The organism is Streptomyces sp. Ag109_O5-1 (assembly GCF_003814875.1).
Lineage (GTDB): Bacteria > Actinomycetota > Actinomycetes > Streptomycetales > Streptomycetaceae > Streptomyces > Streptomyces sasae.
Genome location: NZ_RKQF01000001.1, coordinates 9,370,811 through 9,384,569 on the forward strand (window position 1 = coordinate 9,370,811; position 13,759 = coordinate 9,384,569).

At 70.5% G+C, this 13,759-nt stretch carries 11 protein-coding genes; 2 read left to right on the forward strand and 9 right to left on the reverse strand.

What is annotated here, in order from left to right:
• Window positions 1-27: 27 nt before the first annotated feature.
• The 6 genes from EDD90_RS55925 to EDD90_RS42710 all read right to left on the reverse strand — a co-directional run bounded on the left by EDD90_RS55925 (window position 28) and on the right by EDD90_RS42710 (window position 5,339).
• Window positions 28-210, reverse strand: a complete 183-nt coding sequence (locus tag EDD90_RS55925; protein ID WP_185149420.1) for a hypothetical protein — start codon at window positions 208-210, stop codon at window positions 28-30.
• Between the two features lie 138 nt (window positions 211-348).
• A complete protein-coding gene (locus EDD90_RS42690; protein ID WP_260328798.1) occupies window positions 349-1,089 on the reverse strand; it encodes an FAD:protein FMN transferase in 741 nt (246 codons plus the stop codon).
• Between the two features lie 55 nt (window positions 1,090-1,144).
• Window positions 1,145-1,960, reverse strand: a complete 816-nt coding sequence (locus EDD90_RS42695; protein WP_123978438.1) for an FMN-binding protein — start codon at window positions 1,958-1,960, stop codon at window positions 1,145-1,147.
• Window positions 1,961-2,006: 46 nt separating this feature from the next.
• Window positions 2,007-3,389 carry a ferric reductase-like transmembrane domain-containing protein gene (locus EDD90_RS42700; protein ID WP_185149421.1) on the reverse strand — a complete coding sequence of 461 codons (1,383 nt, stop codon included), beginning with the start codon at window positions 3,387-3,389 and terminating at the stop codon, window positions 2,007-2,009.
• Window positions 3,390-3,448: 59 nt separating this feature from the next.
• Window positions 3,449-3,970, reverse strand: coding sequence for an FMN-binding protein (locus EDD90_RS42705; protein ID WP_123978439.1), 522 nt, complete (start codon window positions 3,968-3,970; stop codon window positions 3,449-3,451).
• 10 nt (window positions 3,971-3,980) lie between these two features.
• Window positions 3,981-5,339: a ferric reductase-like transmembrane domain-containing protein gene (locus tag EDD90_RS42710; protein ID WP_123978440.1), complete on the reverse strand. Its 1,359-nt coding sequence runs from the start codon at window positions 5,337-5,339 to the stop codon at window positions 3,981-3,983.
• A 151-nt stretch (window positions 5,340-5,490) separates the two neighbouring features.
• Here EDD90_RS42710 and EDD90_RS42715 point away from each other — a divergent pair, with 151 nt between their 5' ends.
• Both EDD90_RS42715 and EDD90_RS42720 read left to right on the forward strand, forming a co-directional pair.
• Entirely contained in the window at window positions 5,491-6,231 is a 741-nt protein-coding gene (locus EDD90_RS42715) for a response regulator transcription factor (RefSeq protein WP_123982235.1), read from the forward strand.
• Complete coding sequence (locus EDD90_RS42720) at window positions 6,228-7,712, forward strand: cell wall metabolism sensor histidine kinase WalK (protein WP_260328478.1); 1,485 nt, start codon at window positions 6,228-6,230, stop codon at window positions 7,710-7,712. Before EDD90_RS42715 ends, EDD90_RS42720 begins: the two co-directional genes overlap by 4 nt.
• Window positions 7,713-7,760: 48 nt before the next feature.
• Here the strand turns inward: EDD90_RS42720 and EDD90_RS42725 are convergent, their stop codons facing one another.
• From EDD90_RS42725 to EDD90_RS42735, 3 genes are read right to left on the reverse strand one after another with little or no spacing between them, the layout of a single operon-like run.
• On the reverse strand, window positions 7,761-8,372 hold the full coding sequence (locus EDD90_RS42725) for a hypothetical protein (RefSeq protein ID WP_123978441.1): 612 nt from the start codon (window positions 8,370-8,372) through the stop codon (window positions 7,761-7,763).
• Window positions 8,369-8,752, reverse strand: a complete 384-nt coding sequence (locus EDD90_RS42730) for a hypothetical protein (protein WP_123978442.1) — start codon at window positions 8,750-8,752, stop codon at window positions 8,369-8,371. Before EDD90_RS42730 ends, EDD90_RS42725 begins: the two co-directional genes overlap by 4 nt.
• Complete coding sequence (locus tag EDD90_RS42735; protein WP_123978443.1) at window positions 8,745-13,718, reverse strand: caspase family protein; 4,974 nt, start codon at window positions 13,716-13,718, stop codon at window positions 8,745-8,747. The genes EDD90_RS42730 and EDD90_RS42735 overlap by 8 nt, the downstream gene beginning before the upstream one ends.
• Between the last annotated feature and the right edge of the window lie 41 nt (window positions 13,719-13,759).

The window sequence follows — 13,759 nt, forward strand, 5'->3', positions numbered from 1 at the left end:
CCGGTCCGCTCACCCTTCCCTCTGCGGTCAGTAGCCGTTGTGGCCGTGCCGGTCGCCGTGGTCGTGGCCGTGCCGGTCGCCGTCGAAGTCGTCGTGGTCGTGGCCGTGCCGGTCGCCATGACGGTCCCCGAACCGGTCGTCGCCGTGGCCGGACGAACCGTGGTCGTGGTCTCGGTGCAGTGCTGGCATCAGGTTGCTGAAGATGGCCATGTTGTTCCTCCTGAAACTTGCTTCACAGGGGATACGGGGGAGGAGGGAACTTGGATGGCGTTTTATGGAACGAATATGTAAAAAACGGGCATGCGGCAGCCGTGGTCGCAGCCGTAGCCGCAGCCGCATTCGGGGGCGCTAGCCCAGACGCGCCGCAAGCCCCCCGGTGCACCGCACCTCGTCACCGGCGGTGATCAGCAGCCCTTCCACATCCGGCAGCGACTCCAGGAAGGCCAGCCCCGCCCGCGAGCCCATCGCGAACGCCGCGGTGGCCCAGCAGTCCACCCACGTCAGCCGCGGACCCACCACCGTCACCGCCACCAGGTCCGTCACCGCCGACTTGCCCGTCCGCGGATCGACGATGTGCGCGCCCCGCTCCGCCGTACCGGAGGTGGCGACCGCCAGCTCCGCCACCCCGGCCGCCGAGATCACCGCCGCCAGTCCGCCCGGCCGCAGCGGATCGGCGATCCCCACCCGCCAGGCCCGCGCCGGCTCCGGCGCGCCGAACATCTGGACGTCGCCGCCGCCGTTCACGCTCACACCGCTCACCCCGGTCACCCGCGTCAGCGCCCGCGCCGCCCGTTCGGCCGACCAGCCCTTGACGATCCCGGTGGGGTCGAGCCGCCCCCGGTAGCGCGTGCTGAACCAGCCGTCGCTCACCCGCTCGGCCTCGGCCGCCAGTTCCAGCACCTCGGCGACCTCGGCATCGCACGCGTCGACGCCGATCTCCTCCCGCGCCAGCCGGGACACCTGGCTGTCCTCGCGGTAGGTGCTGAACACCTCGTCGACCCGGTGCAGCCCGGCGACCGCCTCTTCGAGGGCCGCCCGTACCGCAGCCGGATCCCCGCCGCGGACGTCGAAGGAGAAGACGGTCCCCATGACCTCCTCCGCATGACGTACCGCGGCGGGAGCCTTCGCGGACTCCGCCACCGCGTCAGCCACCGGCCTGGTCCAACGCCGACTGCAGTGACTGCTTGTAGCCGGTGCTGGTGTAGGTGGCTCCGGAGACGGAGTCGATGTTGGCGTTGCCCGCCGCCACCGCCTCCTGGTTGAGCTTCGGCACGGCCAGTGCCGTCTTCTGGTCGCTGAGTCCGCCCTTGGGCGCCTGTACGGCCTCCGCCTTGGTGATCTTCCCGCCCGAGACCGTGATCCGGACCTGGACGGCCCCGTACTGGGTCTGTGCGACCTGCCCGGTGACCGTCTTGGCCTGCGCGGCCCCGGAAGACCCGGAGGACCCGGAGGGCGAACCCGAGGAAGACGACCCCGACGAAGACGAACCCGACGAGGAAGCCGCCGCTTGCTTCATCTTGTCCAGCGCCGACTGCAGCGACTGCTTGTAGCCGGTGCTGGTGTACGTCGCCCCGGAGACCGAGTCGATGTTCGCGCTCTGCGCCGCCACAGTCTCCTTGTTGAGCTGCGGCACCGACAGCGCGGTCTTCTGGTCGCTGGTGCCGCCCTTGGGCGCCTGGATCGCCTCGGCCTGGGTGATCTTGCCGTTGGCCACGGTCAGCCGGACCTGCACGACCCCGTACTGCGTCTGGGTCGCGTCACCGGTCACCGTCGTGGCCCCGGCGGCCCCGGTGCCGCCCTGCGGCGACTCCTGCCCGGCCGCGGCCGCCGACGGGGCCGTACCCGCCGCCGACGCGGACGTCGGGTCCGACGACGGCTTCAGCGACAGCAGCAGCACGACGGCGGACACGGTTCCCGCGGTGGCCAGCACCACACGCCTGAGGGGGTGACTCTTCCTCATCGTTCCAGAACTCCCGATTCCCCTGGATTCCCTGAATTCCCGTCGCTCACATCTCGAACGACTCGTGATGGATGCGGCGGGCGGGAACCCCCGCGCCGCGCAGTGCTTCGTACACTCCCTGCGCGAACCCGGGCGGGCCGCACATGAAGACGTCGTGGTTGTCGATGTCCGGGATCTTCCGCTGGAGGTTCTCCGCGGAGATGTCGGGACGTTCGCCGTCCGGGCTGTTGACCGCGTACATCAGCCGGGCCCCGCGCTCGTTGGCGATCTTCGCGAGTTCGTCCCAGAGCGCCAGGTCCTGTGTGGTGTTGGCCCGGTAGAGCAGGGTCAGGTCGCCGGCCGCGCCGGGCAGCGTCTCGAACAGCGCCCGCATGGGCGTGATCCCGACACCGCCCGCCACCAGCAGCACCTTGCCGCGGCTGCGCCGGGAGGCGGTCATCGCCCCGTACGGCCCCTCGGCCCACACCCTGGTCCCGGGCCGCAGCTCGCGCAGCCGGGCGCTGTGGTCGCCGATCGCCTTGACGGTGATCCGCAGCATGTCGGGGCGCGGAGCCGCCGACAGGGAGTACGGGTGCGAGCTGAACCGCATCCCGGGAGCCAGGAACCGCCAGCGGAAGAACTGGCCGGCCTCCGCGCCCATCCGGTGCAGCTTGCGCCCGCCGATCAGCACCGACACGATGCCCGGCGTCTCCTCGATGACCGCCTCGACCCGCATCCGGTGCCGCAGGTTGAGCCGGATCGGGGTGAGGATCCGGTACCAGATCACCAGCGCGGTGACGATGCCGTACAGCCCGTACCAGAAGGTCTTGGCGATCGGGGTGAGCGCGAAGTCGTTGCCGGTGGTGATCTGATGCCAGAAGGTCAGGAACACCGCCGCGTACGTCAGCAGGTGCACGTGGTACCAGGTGTCGTACGGCAGCCTGCGCCGGACCACCCCGACGGACGTCAGGCCGATGACCACGAACAGGCCTGTACCGATGGCGGCCTTGCCCATGTCCGGCAGCTGGTTCACGGAGTCGATGGTCTGCTGGACGATGTCGTTCAGCGTCTTGCCGGCCTGCAGCGCGTAGCCCCACATGATGAGGAAGACGTGCGCGAAGACCAGGCAGAGGGTGTAGCGGCCGCTCATCGCGTGCCAGCGGGCGACGCGGTCGGAGCCGACCCGGCGCTCCAGCGCGGGCACCCGGGCCATCTGCAGCACGACCAGTGCCATCAGATATCCGGCCAACAGGCCCGTGATACGGCCGGCGTTGAGTATCTTGCCGTTGGTGTCGGCGATGGACGGCGTGTTGTGCCACCACAGCCAGAGCACGGCCGCCGCGCCCGCCCACACGGCGAGCAGCAGCGGTACGGCCGGGGAGCGGCGCGGGCGGATGCGGCGCATCGTCTGGCGGCGGGCGGCACGTCCGCCTGCGAGCGTGGTGGTCACGGTTCCTCCGTAGGGACTTGACCCTTGGCCCACAGGTACGTGCCGTACGGCCCGATTGTTCAGAGTCCGGTGGAGTCCAGTGCCGATTGGAGTGACTGCTGGTAACCACCGCTGGTGTAGGTGGCCCCGGAGACGGTGTCGATCTTCGCGCTCTGCGCTGCCAGCGCCTCGCTGCGCAGCTGCGGGAGGGCGTAGCTGTTGATCTGCTGGTCCCGGGGGTTGTCCTGCGGGTACTGGACGGCCGTCACGTCCGTGATCTTGCCGTTCTTGATGGTCACCCGCACCTGGACGGGACCCCAGCGGGTCTGGACGGTGTCCCCGGTGACGGTCTTGGTGCCGGTGCTGCTCCCGGACTTGCCGGACTTGCCCGACTTTCCGGAGTCGCTGCTGCCACTGCCGGTGCCGCCGGTCGCGCCCGGTGCGGCGCTCGCGCTGCTCGACGGCGCCGGGGCCACCGAGCCCGTGACCACGGTCGGGCTGGTGTGCGGCTTCAGCGCCAGCAGCATCACGATCCCGGAGACGGTGGCGGCACTCGCCAGCATCACGCGGCGCAGGGGACGGTTCTTGTTCAGTGCGTGCACGGCAGCGGCCTCACAGCTCGAAGGACTCGTGGTGGATACGGCGGTCCGGCACCCCGGCGGCCCGCAGCGCGCCGTACAGCTCCTGGGCGAAGCCATGGGGGCCGCAGATGTAGACGTCGTGGCCGGCGAGGCCCGGGAAGGTCGCGCGCAGCGCCTCGGCCGAGATGTCCGGGCGTTCACCCCGGGGCCCGTTGAGGGCGTACAGCACCTGGGCCCCGCGCCACCGCGCGATCGCCTCCAGTTCGGCGCCCAGCGCCAGGTCCTCGGCGGTCCGCGCCCGGTACAGCAGCGTGACCTCACCGGGCAGCGTCTCGAACAGCGCCCGCAGCGGGGTGACGCCGACACCGGCCGCGATCAGCAGGGAGCGGTGGCTGGTGGCCCGGTCGGCGGTGAGCCCGCCGTACGGCCCCTCCGCCCACACCCGGGTGCCGGGGCGCAGCAGCGGGACGGCCGCGCTGTGGTCGCCGAGCGCCTTGACCGTGATCCGCAGCAGGTCGCCGCGCGGCGGCGCCGACAGGGAGTACGGCGTCGACGTCCAGCCCATGCCGTCACCGCCGAAGAACCGCCAGCGGAAGAACTGCCCTGCCTGCGCGCCGAGTTCGCCGATCCGCCGCCCCCGCACCACGACCGAGAACACGCCCGGCGCCTCCTGCTGCACGGAGTCCACGCGCAGCCGGTGCCGGAGGTTGAGCCGCACCGGCGCCAGCACCCGGAACCACAGGACCAGGGCGGCGACCCCCAGGTACAGCGCGTACCAGAAGGCGGTGGCGACCGGCTTGCCGTTGAGGTCGTTGCCCAGCGACAGCTGGTGGCCGAAGGCGAGGAAGACGGCCGCGTAGGTCAGCAGGTGGACGTAGTACCAGAACTCGTAGCTGGTCCGACGGCGCACCGCCCGCGCCGAGGTGATGCCGACCGCGAAGAGGATCACCGTGCCGGCGGTCGCCTTGAGCATGTCCGGGTAGTTGAAGACGACGTCGAGCGTCTCGTGGACGAGCGAGGCGTGGTCCTGGGCCGCGTACCCGGTGAGGATCAGTGCGACATGGGCGACCAGCAGGCAGACCGTGTACCGCCCGGCCATGGCGTGCCACCGCGCCACCCGGTCGGAGCCGACCCGGACCTCCAGCAGTGGCACCCGGGCCATCAGGCCGACCAGCACCGCACAGGAGTACCCGCACAGCAGCCCGGCCATCCGCCCGGCCCCGGTCAGCCAGCCCGCCGCACCGACGACCGAGCCGGTGTCGGACCACCACAGCGCGAGCACGGCCGCCGCCCCGGCCCACAGCAGCGCGAGCACGGCGCCCGCGGGGGAGCGGCGCGTGGCCACGGCGGGCGCGGCCGGAGCCGTACGCCGTTCGTCCACGGTCGTCATGAGTCGCGTCCTTTCTCCGGTCAGGGCGCCCACTGTGCAGGGCGAACTTCTGAGCGGCCTCTGAGCGGGGTCCGGCTCAGCCGACTCAGAGCAAACTCAGAGGGCCGCGGGTCCCCCCTCCTCGCCCGGAGGAGCGATGCTGGTAGACGCGATGAACACGACCCGCTCCGGCCGCCCCGCCCTCACCAGACCCGACGGCACCCCGCTCCGCGTCCTGGTCGTCGACGACGACCCCGACCTCGCGGAGGTACTCACCGGTGCCCTGCGCTACGAGGGCTGGGAGGTCCGCGCGGCCGGCGACGGCGCGGCCGCGCTGACCGTGGCCCGTGAGCTGCTGCCGGACGCGGTGATCCTCGACGTGATGCTTCCCGACACCGACGGCTTCGCCGTCCTCCGCTCTCTCCACCAGGTCAAGCCGGACGTCTGTGTGCTCTTCCTCACCGCCCGGGACGCCGTGGAGGACCGGATCGCCGGTATCACCGCGGGCGGCGACGACTACGTCACCAAGCCCTTCAGCCTGGAGGAGGTCGTCGCCCGGCTGCGCGGACTGCTGCGCCGCGCGGGCATGGCCCGCCAGCAGGAGGACGGCCCCCGGCTCACGGTCGGCGATCTCACCATGGACGAGGAGGCCCGCGAGGTCACCCGGGCCGGCGAGCTGATCGAGCTCTCCCCGACCGAGTTCGAACTCCTCCGCTTCCTGATGCGCAACCCCCGCCGCGTCCTCAGCAAGGCACAGATCCTCGACCGCGTCTGGTCCTATGACTTCGGCGGCCGCGCCCATGTCGTGGAGCTGTACATCTCCTACCTGCGCAAGAAGGTGGACGCGGGCCGCGAGCCCATGATCCACACGGTGCGCGGCGCGGGCTACGTCCTCAAGCCGGTGGCCAGGTGAATCTCCTACGACGGCTATGGCTGCGGCTACGGCGCCTGCCCCGCCCCCGCACCCTCCGCGCCCGCCTCACCGCGGGTCTGGTGGTGCTGCTGGCGGTGAGCTGCGCGGCCGTGGGCGTCGCGGCGGTGGTCGAGCTGAACGGCTTTCTCACCGGCCGCGTCGACCAGCAGCTCCAGCAGAGCGGGCCGAGCTTCCCGCAGTCCCTCGAACACGGGAAGTACAGGCCCAGCGACCGGGACGGCGACGAGCACGGCGACACCCGCCGCCAGGCCTCCGGCACCTTCGGCGCGCGCCTTCTGAACGGCCGGATCACCAACGCGGCCCTGATCCCCGCCGACGACGACCCGGACCTGACCGTCGGCCTCACCGCACACGACCGCACGGTCCTGGCCGAGGTCCCGGCGGACGGCAGGGCGCACACCGTCCACCTGAAGTCGATCGGCGAGTACCGGCTGATGGCCTGGACCGGCCTCGACGGTGACGTTCTGATCACCGGACTGCCCCTGGAGCCGGTACGGGCCACCGTGCACCGCCTGGAACTGGTCTCCGCCGCGGTCTTCGGCCTCGCCCTGGCCGTGGCCGGGGTGGCCGGCGCCTTCTGGGTCCGCTGGTCCCTGCGCCCCCTGAGCCGGGTCGCGGCCACGGCGGCCAGGGTCAGCGAGCTCCCGCTCGCCAGCGGCGAGGTGGCCCTGCCGCCCCGCGCTCCCGAAGCCGACCCCCATGGCGAGGTCGGCCGGGTGGCCGCCGCCTTCAACCGCATGCTGGGCCATGTCGAGGACGCCCTCACCAAACGCCAGGCCAGCGAGGAACGCCTGCGCACCTTCGCGGCCGACGCCAGCCATGAGCTGCGCACCCCGGTCGCCTCGGTCCGCGGCCACGCGGAACTGGCGCTGCTCCACCCCGGCCCGGTACCCCCCGAGGTCACCCGCGCCCTGGAACGCATCGCCGCGGAATCCTCCCGGATGGGCGAGATGGTCGACGACCTCCTCCTCCTGGCCCGCCTGGACGCGGGCCGCCCCCTGGAGCGCCGTCCGGTGGACCTCACCCACCTCATCCTGGACTCGGTCACGGACGCCCGCGCCGCGGGCCCGGAACACCGCTGGACCCTGGACCTCCCCGAGGACCCGGTGACGGTGCCGGGCGACTCCCACCGCCTCCAGCAGGTGCTGGCCAACCTCCTGGCCAACGCACGTCTGCACACCCCCGCCGGCACCAAGGTGACGGTGCTGCTGGAGGCGGAGGCCGGCACGGCGGTCCTGCGGGTCCACGACGACGGCCCCGGCATCCCGACAGACATCCAGCCCGGCGTCTTCGAACGCTTCACCAGAGCGGAACACCGCCGCCGCCAGGACGCGACGGGCGCAGGAGCGGGCCTGGGCCTGTCGATCGTGGCGGCGGTGGTGGAGGCGCACGGCGGGACGGTGGGCCTGCAAAGCGCTCCGGGATCGACGACGTTCACGGTCCGGCTTCCGCTCGGGTGACGCGGCGGATGCGCGCGGGGCTGCACCGGTCCGCAGCTCCGCACGCCGCTACGGCGCAGCGCCGCTCCCGCACGCGTCGACCGGCACGACGGACACCACGGCCCGCTCGGACAGCACCGAGCGCCTGCCGTCCTCCGTCCGCAGCACCAGCCCGCCCGAGCCCGCGCCCAGGAACTCCCCGCACCGCTCACCCGTCGTCGTCACCACCCGCACGAGATGGCCGGACGGCGACTCCGTGGTCGTCCAGGCGACGGCGACCGCGCCGCACACCAGAACGATCCCCGCCACACAGCACACCGAGGCCTGCCGCAGTGCCCCGGTGACCCGAATGGTCTCCTGCTCGGTCCACCGGCGCAGCACCTGTCCGGTGAGCAGCACCCGACTGCCCGGTCGGCCATGAGCGGCCCGCAGTGCCAGCACCGAGCCGACGGTCAGGCACAGGAACGCCGTACCGAGCAGTGCCGCGGCGGTGTTGCGCGCGGCGGACGGGAGCTGGGACAGATCGTCACGCCCCTTGAGCGTCACCAGGACCGCGAGCAGCGCGGTGAGCCCGGTCAGCCCGTTGCGCCAGCCCTCCGCCTGCTCCCGGAGTTCGCTGAGCTCGGAGAACTCCATCTCGCGTGCCAGTTGGGCCCAGCGCCGCTCGGACTGTGCGCTCATCCGGCCCCACCCGGGTTCAGCACGTCGATGTGCCAACTGGCTCCGCAGCCGGTGAAGGGGGCGTCCTGCGGAAGGTTCGGATGCGGATGCCCGCACTCGCAGAAATGGGTCTCCTGGAGCAACTGTCCGGCTTCCTCGGCCGGATCCGGCTCGGGCTGCTTCCCACTGAGCCAGGACCGCAGCCCCTTGGTCCCGGTACCGGGCGCACCATGCCGGTACTCGGTGGACGTCCGCCCGTGACACCGAGGACACCTGCCCTCGACGACGACCCCTTGCTGGTCCGCGGACCCGGTGTGGGTGAAGACGGTGGCTGACCGGCCCATGTCCTCCTCCGCATAGGCCAGGTCGAAGTCATGGCTGGGGACCGGGGGTTCACTCATCTGCGCCGCACTCGCTCTCACTCTGGTCCTCGACCTCGGGATCGGGAACGGTCAGGCCGAACATCTCGGCGTACAGGTGCAGTCGGCCCCGGATCCACTCCTCGTCCTCACGGGTCGCCTCTGCGGCCAACGCGATGTGGCGTTGCGACACGGTCCCCTCGATCGCGGGAAGCCTGCCGTCGAGGTGCCGGGCGAGCAGAGTGAGGTCTTGCCAGCAGGGCACACCGTCGGTGCGCGGCGGTGCAGGAAGCTCTGTCTGTTCGGGGAGCAGGGAGAGGTACGGCCTGATCCGGTGCGCCGTTTCGGAAACGGGTTCGCCGAGGCGGGCGGCAATGCTGACCAGGTCCAAGGGTGTGTAGGCGGAATCGGGGGCGGAGAGCCGTTGGTCGGGGGAGAGGGCCACGAGATCCCATTCGTCCGGGACCTGGTCGGGAAGTGCAGCAAGCTCTTCCCGCGTCAGCTGCGGGACGAGTGCGCCAAGGGCTCGGAATTCGCTCAACTGGGCGTAGACAACGGCAGGATGGCGTGCGCTCCTTCGGGCATAGCGCGCCAGTGCCACGGGCGTCAGCGTTCTCCACTCGGGTACGTCCACGTCCCTCTCGTGCGAGTTGAACGCGCCGAGTGCCTCGCAGAGCGCGAAGGACGGACGAGTGTCGGCCAATTCCGTTGGAAGCGGTGGTATCTCCACTTCCAGATGGACGGCGTGCTGACCGGCGACGTTCCACACCTCTCTCAGCGACTCCTGTAGGAGGATCGCGGCATTGACCAACACTGTCGAAGTGAGGCGTGCGGCGGGAGCATCGTAGTCTGTGATTGCTGCGTCGTGACCCGAAAACACGTAGCGACTACGCAAATCCATTGTGTCCCATGACGTGCTGACGCGGTGGCCGCGAGGTACGGAGACCCCGATGGCAAGCAGATCTTCCATCAGCTCTTCTGTGACGAAGTCCTCTCCTTCCAAGGTGGAGAAGTAGAGGTCCCTCAGATCGAGGCCGTCTTCAAGCCCCAACCCGATCTCATCCGTGAGGTATTCGATGAACTCGATGGCCTTGGAGGACGGTGTGACTGCGACCTCCGAAACTCTGTCGGCATACCGCGGTTCGTGATCCAGCCCGAGTGCCGCGGCGACCTTGGCCATGCGTTGTTCCGCTTCGGCGAGAGAGATCTCGCACTCTGCCGCGACCAGGATCGTCGCGGCCCAGTCCAGACGGAAGCGTCCGTTGCGCGTTCCGTGGGCACAGCGGTTCACGATGTGGCTGTCTGTGTGGTCCAGTTCCAGCCACGGGGCCATTTCGGAGGGTGAAGGAGCCTTCCAGCCCAGCCAGTTGAACTTCGACAGACAGGTCAGCACATCGGACATCGTCTTTCCGCTGCGATGGGAACGCGCGTGAAGGTCGAGAGGACCTGCCACTTGCCGCAGCTTTGGGTATCCGTTTTCCGCGAACAGACAGGCGATCTCGGCCTCGGTACAGATGTGCTGAACGTGGTGCGGCGGCGGTGAGGGCACCGACAGAGCATGAATCGGGGCCAGGCGGGCCAGTGACTCCGTCAGTTCTCCCAGCGGAAGACCGAGCTCCGCTGAGGCCAGTACCAGTCCCCTGAGGTCGTCGATTCGGCTCCCCGTTCTGGCGGTTCGCCCGGGCGTCGGACGAGAGTGGTCTGACGTGCCCTTCAGAGCCGAGGCCAGTGCCGCGTCCGGAGCGGAGGGGACCCAGGCGAGCGAGTCCCTTCCGCTGACGGGCAGCGGCGAGAAGCTGGGATCCACAATGCGCAGTCTCCGCAAGCGGTACAGCAGTTCATCGAGAGGCATCCCGTGCTCTGCCGAATAGATGACGACATCGTGCCAGGAATCGAACTTTTTGAGCGCCACACCCGCGTCGCCTGGTGACGGCACGGGATGTCCGGCCAGACTGCGCGGGTATCCGGACTCATGGCGCATCCGCGTGTCTTTGCCAACGACGCTGCGCCACGGCCGGACGCGGGACAGGTCGGTGTGGGACGTCGGGCGCCTGTCAACGTAGAACCAGCCCACCTCGTCCAGCGGCAGAGGCTTGCTGTCCCCCGATGCGACCACGACTCCCTTCCCTCGCCAGGCCTCGTCCAGCACCTGAGCCACGCGCAGGCTTTGCTCCTCCAGATTCGCGATCCACTTCACGGTGAACCGCGGCCACCGGGACAACTCGTCGGCGCCCTGCCGCCACTGTTCCTCCGCCCACTCCTGGTCGAGGTCCTGGAGTTCCGTGCGGCTGACACTGAGCTTCCCCGCGTGCGGGCCGGTGAGGTTCAACACATAACCGAATGGCTTTTGGTCAGTCACCACCCCGTCGCACAGAACGGCACCTTCGCCGTCCGCCCACCACAAGGTTCCCGGTGTCGCCGGCAGGTACGTTTCGGTGTCGTTCCCGGTCGGATGCTGCAGCTCTCCCGGCTCCCAGCGATGCCCCATCCCCTCCTCGTCCAGGGTCTCCACTCCGAACTCGCTCACCCGTACCAGTTCCCTCAGGACCCTGGTGCAGGACAAACCCTCAGTGGCCGCCCCCTCCCGCAGATAAAGCCGTACTCTGGTGCCTCCCTCAGCCAGCCCGTCGTCCGGTCCGGTGTGGCGGCGGATGCGGAACAGGCTTCCGCTGCTCGGGATGTCGACCCGCAGGGCGTGCTCGGCGGGGATGCCCTCGGGGCTGACCTGACGGGTCACGATCGTCATCTCGTCGGCGAGCATGAAGTAGCTGAACACCCCGATGCCGAAACGGCTGTTGGGGTAGAGCCGAAGGGCGCGATCGTGCCGCAGCCAGCGTGACTGCTCGCGGCGGAACGCCTTGGACCGCTCGAAGCGGCTGCCGGCCCGGGTGAAGGTGTGCGTGAGCAGTTCCTCGCTCATACCCACTCCGTTGTCCCGGCACTCGACGTACCGCCCCCGCTCGTCCTCGCCCTGGGTGAAGCTGATGTGTCCGTTCCAGGGAGCAGGATGAGCGCCGCTGCCGGTGAGGTACCGCCACCGCATGGCCCGGTACCGGCATGCGTCCATGGCGTTCTGGTACAGCTCGCGCAGCGCGAGGGTGGGGTCGCCGCCGTACAACTGCTCGCCCATCAGCAGGTCCCGCACCTCCGACTGGGCGAGATGGAACCGCAGCAACGGCACCTCGTACGGCTCGTGGCCGCCGCCGGTCCGCGCCGGCCGCAGCGCACGAGCGGTCACCCGCTTCGGCACGTCCGCCAGCAGATCCGCCTCCACGCCCGGCAACTCGGCGGCACGGTCGCGGATCTGCGCGACGAGCTGGTCCGCGTCCTCGGTGATCTCCGCGAGGGCGGCGTGCACCGCCTGATGCGGACAGGGCGCGTCAAGATCGAGCGCCGAGTCGTCCCGTTCCCAGCTCAGCCCGTGTGCGACGGCCGTCACGTGTTCGGGCAGGACCGGATCCGTCACGGCCAGGTGCTCGGACACGATCTCGGGGAACGTCCGTACGTCGACGGACAGCACGGCCGCCAGTCGCAGCAGCGCGGTCAGCGGGCGTATCCGCAGCGGCTGGGGTCCGTCGGGCAGCACCACCTTGCCCGTCACCCGGCCGGACGCCACGACACCGTCGAGCACTTCGTCGAGACCGACGGCCGAGGCTGCCGTGCACAGCAGCTCCGCCACCTCGTGCACCCGGTCGGGGGCCACGCCCAGATCGCCGACGAACGCCTCTGCGGGGCTCGCCGGCACGGGCTCGTCGTCCGTCTCGAAGCGGTCGGCGATCCAGCGGTGCACCAGCCACATGACGACCGCGGTCTCGTCCTCCACCCGACCGCGGGACCGGCACTGTTCCACCTTGCGCACGAGGCGGGCATGCTGGTCGCAGACCTGCTCGAAGTGCCTGCGGTGGGCCTCCGCGACCGGCTGCCGGTCCGCTCGGTAGGGGGCGACCTCGACGGCCTGGCTCAGTCGGTCGGCCCACGCCGCTTCCCACAGAAACGGCGCCGCGACCAGGAACGTCACCTCTACGGCGGACAGCCGTCGAGCGTCGGGCAGCACCAGCGGCAGCCGTTTCTCGACCAGCCGGACAGGGAACGCCTCGTCCGTCCAGGGATCGGGGCGTGGAAGCCGTCCCTGGGCCAGATGCAGTGTCCGGGCACACTGCTCCACGAAGCCCGCCAACTGTTCCTGGAACCGGGGCACCGAGGCCGCGTCCTGCGGACGCACCCGCCCCCACAGCGGTGTCTCGCGGACCGCCCGCAGCCAGGTCTCCAGCAGCGGTCGTCCCTCGCAGATCTCCGTCTCCCGGGTCACAGGCTCGCCGTTGGTGCCATAGCGGATCCAGGCCGTCTGGGACAGACGGTGCCGACGTGCGGCAGCCGCCGTACGGCTCCGCGCCAGCTCGAAGACCTCCTCGACGGTCCGCGCCGACGTCAACGGGCCCAGCGCGTCCGCCAGCCCCCGGGTGAAGAAACTGCCCTCGGCCGAGTAGCCGCTGCGCTCACCTTCGGAGCAGGCGGTCAGCACGGCGAAGCCGCTCTTCGGCGGGCCGTTGTCGATGGCGTTGCCGAAGGCCGTCTCGCCGTCGCCGAGCTCGGTACGGCAGGCGTCGACCAGCCAGAGCACCGTCCCGGCCCGGCACTTCGTCAGCAACGGGCTGATGTTCGCCGGCAGCAGCGAATCCAGGTACGGCCACTCCCACTCGCCCTCGGGCGACGGCTCGGCGTCGGAGGGCACGAGGTAGTCGGCGCCGCCCACGCGAACGCCGTGCCCGGTGAAGTACAGCAGGAGCGTGCTGTCGGGTGTCGCGTCTCCGGCCACCTCGTAGAGCTTGCGCTGGATCTGGCCGCGGTCCCCGTCGCGCAGGACCTCCACCTCGTAGCCGGCCGTGTCCAGCACCGACGACATCAGCCGCAGATCGGCCTCGACCACCTCGTCCAGCGGCTCCAGCACTCCGCCCGTGGCGGGCGCCTTTCCCACCCCGATCAGCAGCGCCCTGCGCGTTCGTTCCATGTGCCCTCCCCGAAGAGGGACATGATGTCACCCACCGCGGA

What these genes read in the sequence shown, in the direction of transcription:
- EDD90_RS55925 (WP_185149420.1), bottom strand. Translation starts at nt 210, where the DNA reads ATGGCCATCTTCAGCAACCTGATGCCAGCACTGCACCGAGACCACGAC.
- EDD90_RS42725 (WP_123978441.1), bottom strand. Translation starts at nt 8,372, where the DNA reads ATGAGCGCACAGTCCGAGCGGCGCTGGGCCCAACTGGCACGCGAGATG.
- EDD90_RS42690 (WP_260328798.1), bottom strand. Translation starts at nt 1,089, where the DNA reads ATGGGGACCGTCTTCTCCTTCGACGTCCGCGGCGGGGATCCGGCTGCG.
- EDD90_RS42695 (WP_123978438.1), bottom strand. Translation starts at nt 1,960, where the DNA reads ATGAGGAAGAGTCACCCCCTCAGGCGTGTGGTGCTGGCCACCGCGGGA.
- EDD90_RS42710 (WP_123978440.1), bottom strand. Translation starts at nt 5,339, where the DNA reads ATGACGACCGTGGACGAACGGCGTACGGCTCCGGCCGCGCCCGCCGTG.
- EDD90_RS42715 (WP_123982235.1), top strand. Translation starts at nt 5,491, where the DNA reads ATGAACACGACCCGCTCCGGCCGCCCCGCCCTCACCAGACCCGACGGC.
- EDD90_RS42735 (WP_123978443.1), bottom strand. Translation starts at nt 13,718, where the DNA reads ATGGAACGAACGCGCAGGGCGCTGCTGATCGGGGTGGGAAAGGCGCCC.
- EDD90_RS42730 (WP_123978442.1), bottom strand. Translation starts at nt 8,752, where the DNA reads ATGAGTGAACCCCCGGTCCCCAGCCATGACTTCGACCTGGCCTATGCG.